Origin of the sequence: Vibrio sp. V30_P3S12P165, assembly GCF_009904905.1 — a bacterium.
Classification (GTDB): Bacteria; Pseudomonadota; Gammaproteobacteria; order Enterobacterales; family Vibrionaceae; genus Vibrio; species Vibrio fujianensis.
In genome coordinates, this window is the sequence record NZ_WXWH01000074.1 from 64,762 (window position 1) to 76,731 (window position 11,970).

Genomic DNA, 11,970 nt, shown 5'->3' on the forward strand with positions numbered 1-11,970 from the left:
ATTCCTGATAAAAAAGGCAGGGATAAACACCCTGCCTTATAAAAACCATCATTAACTCGTTTAATCCAAGTTAAATTATAACGCTTTCAATGAATTGAGTGCTTCTGTTAAATCTTGGGCCGCTTTTTCACTATTAAATTGGGCCCATAATTTTGACTCTTTACTCGCTTCATCCACCACTTGGTTGACGTTTTCTTGATAGGCTTCTTTATCCATTCCTACCAATACATAAAGGCCGCCCGCCGGGCTTACTTGGCTCACAATCAACTTACTGTTTGATAAACTGCGTGTGACTACGTTTTTGGTAACGTTCTCAAACGTTTCTACCACATTTTCTACTGCAGCCTCATTGCTGGTTTCTACTGAGCTTTGTACCGCTTGCTTAAACATATTGTTGACATCAGTTTGGAACTGAGAAGCAAGCTGTACTCGTGCGTCATTGATCGCGACTTTACGCATCACACTCATACCTGCAGCGCTTTTCTTCGCATAGCCTGTGGCACCTGCGGCAAGATCTTTAGGCATGACATCACAGATCCACGCCGGCGCTTCAACAGACGGGGTATCAGGAAAAGTACATTGAGCAAACTGCTGCGCTTGTTCAACGGTTTGAGTACTGCTACATGCGGCAACAGAGAGCGCAAGCACACTCATTACTATTGTTTTTTTCATCATTCATTCCATATTATTGAACGGTCAAAACACCATTATAAGTTCTTAAATTTGCACTCAAGATCTAACCAACTTTTACAAGGATTAGGTACAACCTGAGCTTGATCCCCTTTGCGGATCTTCAGCGCAGTGTCCTCATCAATCGTCACCCATGAGAATTTCGCCTTAATACCATGCTCAGGGTTATTGACAATGGTTCCCTTGCCGACACCAAAAGTTTCTCGCTCGCCATCTTCACTTTTCATAATTTTAGAGAAGGAAATTTCATCTTTCGGTTGGATATTTTTATCTGACCCAACGCCAATTTTCACCATACTACCGCTTTCGCATTGACGCAATTCTAATACTGAAGCCTTAGCCGCAAGCAATGACTTTAACTCTGCGCTGTATTCAACGGCTTCAGCCGCCGCTTTACTCGCTAACCCTTGATAACCCGCATCACTGATTGGGCAACTTGAATTACGCGTCTCGGTAGAGGCATACTCATCACCTTTAATATCAATGCGTTTTACTAATGCCATGTCAGGCAGTGAGACAACTTTAACAATCCCTGCGACTTCCATTTTATAGCTACATTTGGCTGGCACATGCACGGTTTCGCCTTTTTTATTTTTATAGCTGCGCGCTTCACTGAAAGACTTAGAAAAATCCAGATTGGTCACTTCAGTTAACACCGCATAATCGGCAATTGGCACACCTTTAGTATTATAACGACCACTTTGCTCGGCTAGCTTAATTTCACCTTTCAGTTTATTCGCCAATTTACGATCAACCAGCTCGGTACCGGTTTCAACGATTTGGCTTTCCAGTGAGTTACGAATCACCGATTGCACACGATCTTGCGCCACATCTCTAAAGTTGACGTCCACGGGTAACACAATCGCTTTAACATCTTGGCTCGCTTTCGCAGGAACCTCTGACTCCAAAAGAGGAACAGACGTATCCGGTGTACAAATAGGGACTGGCCCCATCGAAATACAGCCAGAAAGTAATGTAGACACACCTAGCGCCACTGCAGTTTGTTTAAACATTAAGATAACTCCATCGTTTTTTTTATTTGAATCCTAGTGAAGACCATAAACCTTGTTGTTCAATCAACTCCATCAAGTGACGCTGAGCGCCTTCTTGTGAAAGAGCATAATTGGATAAGGAGTTGCCACTAGAGATAATTTCATTACTGGCGAGAATAGTTCCGTTCTGCGCTTGGAGTGTAAGCGACGTGAACAGAGTGGAAATATAGGCATCGCCGACCCGACTTTGCCGAAGCTCTGAGGTCAGGATAAGGGAATGAGTTCGCTTGCTTGAGCGATTAAAACTGGTTTTTAAACGTTGAGAAGAAAGCTTATCCGCTAATAACTCAGCACTTTTGTGATTATTTGCAGCAGCCACCACTTGAATCAGGATAGATGATTGCGCCTGAGCAACTTGTTTCTCTAATTGCTCAATTTGCGGTGCCGCTGGAGCTGAGGCACCAAGCGAACGAAGCATTGCTTGGCGTACCGCAACATGATTCATCTCACTTAATAAATGACGGCTTTCTAACCACCAAGGAAGCACATCTTGATGGCCTCGTTTACTGATCTGTGCCTTTGCTTGGCGATCACTGTGTTGAATATCAGCTTGCAATTGAGCGATCACGGTGGCTCGGCTCACTTGAGCTTGCACATAATACGCAATGTCGTTTTTTTCTACTTTCGGATATTCAATCCCGGTTAATGTTACCGTCGCCGTTTTACTATTGACTTTATTATCCACCAGAGAGCTACTGACGGTGTTGGCGTTTTGACTTTGAAAAACATCGCGAGAAGAGAAAGAGGAATCGATCTGAGTCCATAACTGAGCGTTGATCTGGCTCAGGGCCATTTGTTTCGCTTGTTCTAAACTGCGCCCTTGTCCAACCGCGACAAGATAGATCGGATCATTAGTTTCTGGTAACGAATACCAACTGGGTGGGTTCGTTGATTGGCAAGCAACTAAAAACAGCGCCAGCAAAGGCAGAAGGAAGTTTTTCTTGACAGTAAACATAAGGAGAATTGGCCAAATCCTGACATAAAAGTAACATTTGCGTACTATAGCTTGATTTATTCTGACATGAACACCCTTTTTGGGAAAAATATCACTTTTTTATGAAACAGAGCAGACTTTTCCCGATTAAAAATCAACAGCTATCCCCATCTGGATATTGATGACGTAGGGCCATACTCATGGCCCTTTTCATTTACTCTTTTCAATAACAGATAAGCTTAGTTTTTCGTCACCGTAATAATAGGCGCACTGTTATCCGCCGCATTGAAGTCGAAATGGTAGCTGCCTGCTTCGGCTATTGTGATGCTGATATTACCACTGGCACCGCCAACTTCCATCGTCAAAGGTGTACCAAGTACCAGCGCACCTTGAGCACCAAAGTTAGTAGCATCAGCCCAGTCGGCACTGGCCACTTTCATCTCATAGCTTCCTACCGCTAGCGTAATATCGAGTGAGTAAATATCATTGGCAACATAACTAAACTTGGCAGCAGAATCTGGCGCTGGCGTCTCCCAACTTGTGATAGTGCCACGTAGGTACAACGCTGTTTCACCAAATGTAGGCGCATCGGCAGCTTTGGTGACAGAGACCACCGGTTTGGCTACGCTTTCATCTTGCTCGTTCACTGCGTTTAAGATGAAATTGTATTTACCTGTTTCAGCAACCGTAAGTTTACAATTTTCTTCTGTACCTAACTCAAGAGAGTCATTAGCTAAATCCGCAGCATCACAACCGATGTTGGGATTTGCCCAGCCTGAATCCGCAAATTTGAACTCATGCTCACCGGCTTCAAGAACGCCAGTGACAGAGTACAGACCGTTACCAATAAAGGTCATCGCCCAGTCACTGCTATCAGACCATTCGTTCATCGAGCCTTTGACATACACCACAGCATCACCATAGGGAGGTATGCTAGAGACATCTTTATTGTCTTTATTGACTGGCAAACCTACACCTTGCGCGCCGTTTTGTGGCTGAACAAATACCGCCGTAGTGAGCGCAGGAACGGTAAAGGTTTCAGCTGAGAAGCTTGCACCTTGCACGATGTTATCCGCAGAGTTTTGTTGAACTTGATGCAGCTCGAAACCTGTTGCGCCAGCAACTTTGAAAGATTGCTCCGTTGATGTTGAGTTCACAACAGCCACAATCGCATCGTAGTTCGAATCCAAATCGGCACCTGCTGATGTACCATCGTCGATGGACATCACAATCAAGCCTTCCACTTGGTCTTGGCCCACGTTGCGGAAATCAACCCGATTCATCACCTCTTGCGCGGTGTCTAAGCGGAACAGTTCACTGGTACTACGAATTTTTAGTAACTCTAGGAATTGTTGCTTCGTCAGCTCGATGTCGGTTGAGTCTGGTTTCGCCGTGCTGTCACCGACGATGGTTTTGATTAGCTCCCAGTTTGCACCGTCTTTATCTTCACGCGGTAAACCAACGTTCCAGTTGTTATCGCGCCCATCAAAGAAGACTCGGTTAAACCAGTCACCCGAATCGTACGAGTCGCGCTGCATGGATTTCGAACGCAATAACTCAGATCCCATATGGATGAACGGAATACCTTGGCCTAGCATCACCGTTGATAACGAGACAGATTGCATGCGTGCACGCTCAGCTGATGAAGTACCGGTCGCGATCTTATAGGCGTTATTGTCCCATAGCGTTTGGTTATCATGCTTAGAAACATACGAGATATTTTCTGATGGTGCTTTGGTGTAGCCCGCTGGCGCACCATTGTAATCGACGTTTTTACCTAGTTTAGTATCGCCTTTGTAATCCAGAAGAACATAATCGGCTAAGTTACCGGCCATGCCTAGACGAACCAGATCTTGGTTGTGTAAACGACCATTGATCGATTTTGCATCGGTTTTGGTTTCTTCGTTTGGATAAGCGGCATTACCGAAACCTTGGTTAAAGCGAAGTGGGTGCAGCCCCTCAGAATCAACACCGCCATCAAACGGGCTTCCGCCACGCACTGCGTCACGCAGACGATCCGAGAAAGTACCGATTTCTGTCCCCGCCATGTTGACTTGTGTCGCTTGATCGAAGCGATCGTTTTGCGCAACTTCACCGAAGTCCCAGCCTTCGCCGTAGAACAAAGTATTCGGATCAATTTCACGGACTTTTTCAAGTGCGTAGACCATGACATCTTTCGGCTGGTGGCCCATAAGGTCAAAACGGAAACCATCGACTTTGTAGTCATCCGCCCAAATCAACAGCGAATCAACCATCAGTTTGCCCATCATAAGGTTTTCGGTTGCGGTGTTATCACAACAGGTTGAGTTTTCGACACCGCCAGTGTTGACGTTTAGACGGTGGTAATACCCAGGGACAATTTTATCCAGTACTGATTTTTCGTTCACGCCAGAGGCATTGGTGTGGTTGTACACCACATCCATCACTAATTTCAGCCCCATTTTATGGGTCGCTTGCACCATTTCACGGAACTCAAGGATACGCGTAGCGCCGTTAGGATCAGTCGCATAACTGCCTTCTGGCACGGTGTAATGGTATGGATCGTAACCCCAGTTGAAGCTATCTAACATGCGAAGGTCGTTCATTAACGCTTGTGCTTTATCTGTCGCAGGATCGTAGCTGTTGAGTACCTCTTCAATGACTTTTGTCTCAGATTCGGTTTCGCAAACGGAAGCATCAGGTTTAATACCACATAGCTTGCCTACCGTATCGGTAATATCAACACGATTTGCCGCATCTTCATCTACCGTAGCAATATCGAAAGCGGGCAGAATGTGAAGGGTTGTTAGACCTGCATCTTTTAATGCTTGCAGATGTGAAACCGATTCGCGGTTTGCTTCGGTGAGTGCTAAGTACTTACCGTTGTATGCTTTGGTACCTTGAGTGTCGCTAAAGCTAAAGTCGCGAAGGTGAGACTCGTAAAGGACGTGATCTTCGTCTTTGTTAACCGTTGGTCGTGCGTAGGTGTCCCAACCTTGAGGTTTTAGGCTAGAATCATTTTCAAGATCAACCACTTGTGAATAGAGTGAGTTTTTCGACAAGCTTAATGAATATGGATCTGTGACCAAACGCGTTTCGATGGCACCCGTTGTTGGGTGGTACACCTTCACTTGATAGCGATAGTATTTGTTAACAACGTTGCTTTGCGCCTCAGAAGCCCAGATCCCTGTTTCTGGATCCTCTGTCATTGCAACGGTCGCTTCTTCTTCTAAATTTTCATCGTAGATAATCAGATCAACATCTTGCGCGGTGGGTGCCCATAGTTTGAAGGTCGCGGCACCGCCTTGCACAATCGCACCCAGTTTTTGGCTAATTGCGTCACCCGTCTTAGAATCGGCAAACACAGCATCTAATACACCGGCTTTTTGTACTTCCGTCGCTGCGATCACCTCATCATTGGCGTTATATGCCACCATCACGATTTGTGATTTTAAAATGGTACGTAATGTCTCATCATCGACATCAAGGCTTGCCGCTTGTAAACTCGCAAGATGGCGAAAACGCGCCTTCAGTTCAGCAGACAATTCACCCGTTTTAGTCAGCTCAAGTGCGGTACCGCCGGAGATTTGCTTATCTTCATCCATCTTGATGTCGTTGCTGAGGCTGTAAAAAAGCTTAACCGAATCAGCATTAGCGACCGCTTCCCATGCGATAATATCAGCATCTAACCAATGCGCTTTTTGACCATCGATCCCCACTGGTCGCTCTGCAATGGGCGCATAATAAAGTTCGCTGCTGCCATGAAAACCAAACAAGCCCTTTGACTCACCGAGTTGGGTGAGATCAACTTTAGAATTAGCGCTGCCAAACGCTTTCTCATCCCCTTTATGCAAAATAAAGTTCATACATTGATGAGGATCAGAAGCATCAGGATTAACTTTCAACACATAATAAGCACCATAAGTTTCACTGATCCCTGTAAATGGATAAGGTGATCCCCAATCGGTGCCTGTCGTGGCCAGCCCCATGGCAGCAAGATCGGTACTGGTACAACCTTCACCATTCCATAAATGGAGTCCCCAGCCATCATAGTCATTCGCGTTCGCACTGGCTCTTGCAGTAGAAGCAGCATCTCGTTTGTAATAGATGACAACTTCGTTCTCTCCTGCGCGGTATAAATCAACACTTGAGTCCGTGTTGTCATTACTGCTATCACTGCCACAACCACTGATCGCCGCAACGGAAATCAAAGGCAGGACGATTTTAGCAATCGTTGATAAATTAAAGTTTTTATTGTCCACGTTTACAAATCCATTGTTATTGAAGTGAGATAATCGATGTGTTGATGTTTCAAAGTACCGTACCTGAAGCGCTGCACACCTGATTAAAGGCAACATGCCGAAAAGGAAATGTTCTGCTCAATGCTAGAGCACCGAAGCATCCACAAAACGTGAGAACCAATGGTTAAGTTTTTTACCAAGAAAAATTTTCTAACATCATTGAGGTTATTCACAAATCAGATAACAAAATGGCTGCAGAGTGAGATAAAGCCCACACCTTGGAAGGAAAAAGTTTGCTAGGAGGAGACATTGGGGATGAGTTGCAAGGAGGAGATCTCAGCCTCAAAATGGTGAGTCGGATCACTCAAAAGTAACGCGATATTTTTCATTAAAAAGTAAGTCACCATCAAGGGGCTGCCAAACCGCCGATTCAATCAGTTGATCGTTCAACGGATACCATCACGCTGAACAAGCAACCATCTGCCATTCAGCGTGGGAAACATCACGGTACTGTTATTGATGATAAAACTCACGATACCAAGCAATAAACTCAGCAACGCCTTCTTTGACCCCGACACGAGGACGATAACCTGTAGCCGTAAATAAATCTTCCGTGTCTGCATAGGTTTGATACACGTCACCAGGTTGCATACCGCGGAAGTTTTTGTTTGCCTCCATACCGAGTTCGTCTTCAATCGCTTTGACAAATTCCATCAGATTAATCGGACTACCGTGACCAATATTATAGATGGCATAAGGAGCAGAGCTGCTTGCGGGTGAACCTTTTTCGACCGTCCAATCCGGATTACGGGTAGGAACCACATCAGCAATCCGTACCACCCCTTGGACAATATCCTCAATATGGGTGAAATCACGCCACATATCACCATGATTATTAATATCGATTGTTTCCCCGGCTAAAATCTTCTTGGTGAAGATAAACGGAGCCATATCCGGCCGCCCCCATGAGCCATAAACCGTAAAAAAGCGTAAGCCAGTGGTGGGAATATCGTATAAATGCGCATAGCTGTGCGCCATCAACTCATTGGATTTTTTCGTCGCGGCATAGAGAGAAACCGGATGATCTACCGAATCGGAAGTCGAAAACGGCACTTTGGCATTTAACCCATAGACTGAACTGGATGAGGCATAAACCAAATGGCCAACCTGTTCTTGCCGACAACCTTCTAAAATATTTAAGTGCCCCACAAGGTTAGAATCGGCATAAGCGTGCGGATTTTCTAACGAATAACGCACCCCAGCTTGCGCCGCCAAATGAATCACTCGGTCAAACTGTTGCTGATGAAAAAGCGCTGCCATTTTTTGGCGATCAGCAATATCTAGCTCAATAAATTGGAATTGAGGATGAACAATACGTGCTAAACGAGCCTGTTTTAATGCGACATCGTAATAATCGTTAAGATTATCGATCCCAATCACTTGATGCCCCTGCGCCGTCAGTTTTTCTGCAACAGCGCTACCAATAAAGCCCGCCGCTCCCGTGACAAGATATTTCATAAAATAGGTACCTTTAATTAAGTCAAACAGGTCGTTACTCGGCCCAGATTCTTGTTTAAAAAAGCTTATCACGAGATGAAAAAGATGTTTATCGCTTTATCGAACCATTTTCTTGGTTTGATGGTGGCAAAAACCTCATCAACACCCAAACGACTTGGAGTTGCAGCTAGGCGGCCAGTGAGTGACAAATTTGTCTGGAACAGATCTGAACAGCCATAGGCTAGCCTTTGGTGAGAGCCACGGATGGCTCTTATCATCCCCATGAGCATAGACAGGCTATGTGATTAAGGTGAACGAACGTAGCCAACACCGCTGCAGCTTTAAGTCAGAAGGGGATAATCTCGAATTGGCTCCTATTCCGATAAATTAAGCGGCGGCTCGGGCACTTCTAAAAAACAAGCAATTACCCTGTATAACTCACGTTCAGCCACGGTCACTCGCCCATTAGACTCAATAATCCATCGGCAAGTTTGTGCAAATCGCGCCCTTTCCTTAACCTTGGCTTGAAGTAATAATTCCAAGGCATCACGGCTTCGAAACCAATTTTTCTGCGCAGGCAGTAAGGGGGCCACCGGCAACCCAAGACGAGATAGCGCCTGTTCAAAAGCGCCCAGAGCCTGTTCTGGTTCGGTATAACAGACCCAAGTAAGCTCGCCCAATAATCCCTGTACGCTTGGTTGAAGCTGGTGCAGTGTTTTGTGAAAACGAGGCCGATTCACCTCTGGAAGTAATTGTTTTTCAAGTAGATTAATGACACACCATTCAGCAAGAGAGTAATGATGATCGGTCAGCGATAGCTCGCGTAACACTTCACATAACTGATACCGTTGCGGTTGGCTAAGAGTCTTCAAGGCTGGAACACTTAATTCAAGTAACGGCAAGCGTAAATGAGTCGGAATTGCATAATCCAACCAAGGCAAGAGCTTGTCATGTGATGCCTCTGGAATATGTTGCTTAATGATAGTGCGTTGAACCTCACTACCATCGAAAATAAGCGCAAAAGCCACAAAACGAGCGCTGTATGGCTCTCGTGCCATATTGATCAATAAGAGTGGTAACTGCTTAATCAAAGCCTGACCGATGATGTAAAGCTCACCTGGTATTATTATTTCATCCGCCGTTTCCATAGGAGGCGAACTTGCTCCTGCATCAATCCCACAAATAGACGAATGAGTAAAAACCATTGATGAGCCTGCTTCAGGCAGCGCGCTGTGGCCATCCCAATACGGCTCAATACGGCGAATTCGCTCTTTTAATGGTGGATGAGTGGCAAAAAGCGCCGCCAATCCCGACTTTCTGCTTTGACCAAACATCATATGGCTCACCTCATCACAAGCTTTCGCTTTTAAGGTTGACCCTTGCGTATGCGCCGCAATTTTTTTTAGTGCACTACTAATTCCTTGGTCATTACGAGTAAACTGCACAGCACTTGCATCAGCCAAATATTCACGCTGCCGAGAAATAGCTGCTTTAATCATCGCGCCAAATAAGGTACCGAGCCACCCTAAGACAATACAAATCAGACCGAGGACAAACAACGCCGCCACACCTTTGTCTGAGTCGGATGTTCGCCTCGTTTGGCGACGTCGAGCTCGAGATAAATTATCCACGACCAAATGACCAAAATAAGCAATACAAGTGATCCCAAATAATAAACCAACTAGGCGTGTATTTAGGTGCATATCACCATTGAGGATATGGCTAAACTCATGAGCAATCACGCCTTGTAGTTCATCACGATTAAAATGGTCGAGGGCACCTTGAGTGATACCAATCACAGCATCATCGATACTCACTCCAGCGGCAAAGGCATTTATTCCTGGTTCATGCTCTAGTAGATAAACTTGTGGGACGGGTGTTCCTGATGCAATGGCCATTTCCTCAACCACATTGAGCAACTGACGGTGCTGGGGATAAGTGGTATCACTTGCTATTAACTGGCCACCAAGGCTTTCAGCAATGCTAGATCCCCCTTGTTTTCGTAAATCGTACCACCGTAGCCAAGCACTTAAACCTATCACCACACTGACAACCACAAAACACAATAAAGTTAATCGCACAGCGGTTTGCCAGTCTAATGGTGCATGAGAAACACTCAAGTAAACCAACAAACTACTGAGGCTGAGTAACGTGGTAATGGTTAAAATAGCAAAAGCAAATAGCAGCACCAAGCGTCGAGTTTGTTGACGAGCGATATCTTGATGTTGGAAAAAATTCATTCGAAGCTAACCTTAGGATCTGCTGACCTTTCGTGATTAAATTTTGTTCAAGATAAAAGTGTTTTAATCGCGGAGAGAGATTTGTCGCCTAGTAACTCTAAGCAAAACACCGCTCAACAAAGAGTAAGACACTTTTAGCCTACCCCTTCGGGCAGCGTTTGTGGCTCCTTTCTACAGCGTTATCGGCTTCTCAGGTAGAGTCACTACATTTCAAAGCCTCTGCCTTATATAAAGACACCACAAACTGCTGCAAAAATCAGCTCAAAAGGTCAGCAACCCTAGGTGCTTCTTGTATCGCCTCACTATCAGAAAACTCAAGCAACTGAGCATGTTGAAAACCAAAGATATTGGCAAGTAACACGGGCGGAAAGGTTTGCTTATAGGTATTATAAACCGTGACCGAGTCATTGAACGCTTGGCGAGCAAAAGCGACTTTATTTTCAGTGCTCGCAAGCTCTTCTTGCAATTGCACCATAGTTTGGCTCGCTTTGAGATCAGGGTAAGCTTCAACAACGACATTCAGCTTGCTCAGTGCATTATTCAGCCCGCCCTCAGCTTGAGCTAGCTGCTCAATAGCAGATTCACTCTCCGGCGCAGCACTGGCGGCTTTTAAACCAGAAATCGCTTGATTACGCGCCTGAATAACCTGCTGCAAAGTTTCTTGTTCGTGTTGCATATAGCCTTTAGCGGTACTGATTAAATTAGGGATCAGGTCATAACGTCGCTTTAATTGAACTTCAATTTGGGCAAAGCTATTGGTAAAACGATTACGTAGCGTGACTAATCGGTTATAAATTGAAATTACATACACGATAATAAGCAATAAAAAACCAATCACGATGATCAAAGTAGCCATAGTAAAATCCTAGTCAGTAAAATCGCTAAAATAATATCCAACGATCGACGATTATTTGGCAGAAATACACCAGTTTCTAACCTAATATGTTTTGAGGTAAAAACATAACTTTATCTGCTTTTTAATGACATCACTTTGATGTTACTGCCATTTTATGTCATGCATATTTAATATAATTAAGTTTTTAGGTACTAGTTTTAGCGTTTGCCCTGCTTTTACTAGCACATATACTTCCCTAGAACCTTGGTTTAAGACCACCCCGTCAGGCTTCGCCTGCCACCCCTCCGAAGGAGGGGAATTTTAAAAAACGTGCTCGCGTTTACTCCTCCTCGCTCGGAAATTTAAACCTGCGGTGAAAGCCAACACAACAAATAACGCATTCGCTTTTATTCCCCTCCCTCGGAGGGGTGCCCGAAGGGCGGGGTGGTTGCTGACTTAAAAATTCTCAGGTTGTATTGAATTAGAAGCACTTGATAATAAC

At 44.9% G+C, this 11,970-nt stretch carries 7 protein-coding genes; all 7 read right to left on the reverse strand.

Annotation, left to right across the window (positions count from 1 at the left end):
• Window positions 1-75 precede the first annotated feature (75 nt).
• Window positions 76-672 carry an LPP20 family lipoprotein gene (locus tag CAG57_RS14150; protein ID WP_099610770.1) on the reverse strand — a complete coding sequence of 199 codons (597 nt, stop codon included), beginning with the start codon at window positions 670-672 and terminating at the stop codon, window positions 76-78.
• A 35-nt stretch (window positions 673-707) separates the two neighbouring features.
• Window positions 708-1,703 (reverse strand): hypothetical protein, encoded by a 996-nt coding sequence (locus tag CAG57_RS14155; RefSeq protein ID WP_161433917.1) that lies wholly within the window; start codon window positions 1,701-1,703, stop codon window positions 708-710.
• Window positions 1,704-1,725: 22 nt separating this feature from the next.
• Window positions 1,726-2,697, reverse strand: a complete 972-nt coding sequence (locus CAG57_RS14160) for an LPP20 family lipoprotein (protein WP_099610772.1) — start codon at window positions 2,695-2,697, stop codon at window positions 1,726-1,728.
• A gap of 218 nt (window positions 2,698-2,915) precedes the next feature.
• Window positions 2,916-6,917 carry a pullulanase-type alpha-1,6-glucosidase gene (gene pulA / locus CAG57_RS14165; RefSeq protein ID WP_161431051.1) on the reverse strand — a complete coding sequence of 1,334 codons (4,002 nt, stop codon included), beginning with the start codon at window positions 6,915-6,917 and terminating at the stop codon, window positions 2,916-2,918.
• A gap of 492 nt (window positions 6,918-7,409) precedes the next feature.
• Window positions 7,410-8,414, reverse strand: coding sequence for an NAD-dependent epimerase (locus tag CAG57_RS14170; RefSeq protein WP_099610775.1), 1,005 nt, complete (start codon window positions 8,412-8,414; stop codon window positions 7,410-7,412).
• 353 nt (window positions 8,415-8,767) lie between these two features.
• The gene (locus CAG57_RS14175; RefSeq protein ID WP_161427446.1) at window positions 8,768-10,633 is read right to left on the reverse strand and encodes a M48 family metallopeptidase; all 1,866 of its coding nucleotides are present in this window, start codon (window positions 10,631-10,633) and stop codon (window positions 8,768-8,770) included.
• Between the two features lie 256 nt (window positions 10,634-10,889).
• Window positions 10,890-11,489: a LemA family protein gene (locus CAG57_RS14180; protein WP_161427447.1), complete on the reverse strand. Its 600-nt coding sequence runs from the start codon at window positions 11,487-11,489 to the stop codon at window positions 10,890-10,892.
• Window positions 11,490-11,970: the final 481 nt, after the last annotated feature.

What these genes read in the sequence shown, in the direction of transcription:
- CAG57_RS14150 (WP_099610770.1), bottom strand. Translation starts at nt 672, where the DNA reads ATGAAAAAAACAATAGTAATGAGTGTGCTTGCGCTCTCTGTTGCCGCA.
- CAG57_RS14155 (WP_161433917.1), bottom strand. Translation starts at nt 1,703, where the DNA reads ATGTTTAAACAAACTGCAGTGGCGCTAGGTGTGTCTACATTACTTTCT.
- CAG57_RS14160 (WP_099610772.1), bottom strand. Translation starts at nt 2,697, where the DNA reads ATGTTTACTGTCAAGAAAAACTTCCTTCTGCCTTTGCTGGCGCTGTTT.
- CAG57_RS14170 (WP_099610775.1), bottom strand. Translation starts at nt 8,414, where the DNA reads ATGAAATATCTTGTCACGGGAGCGGCGGGCTTTATTGGTAGCGCTGTT.
- CAG57_RS14175 (WP_161427446.1), bottom strand. Translation starts at nt 10,633, where the DNA reads ATGAATTTTTTCCAACATCAAGATATCGCTCGTCAACAAACTCGACGC.
- CAG57_RS14180 (WP_161427447.1), bottom strand. Translation starts at nt 11,489, where the DNA reads ATGGCTACTTTGATCATCGTGATTGGTTTTTTATTGCTTATTATCGTG.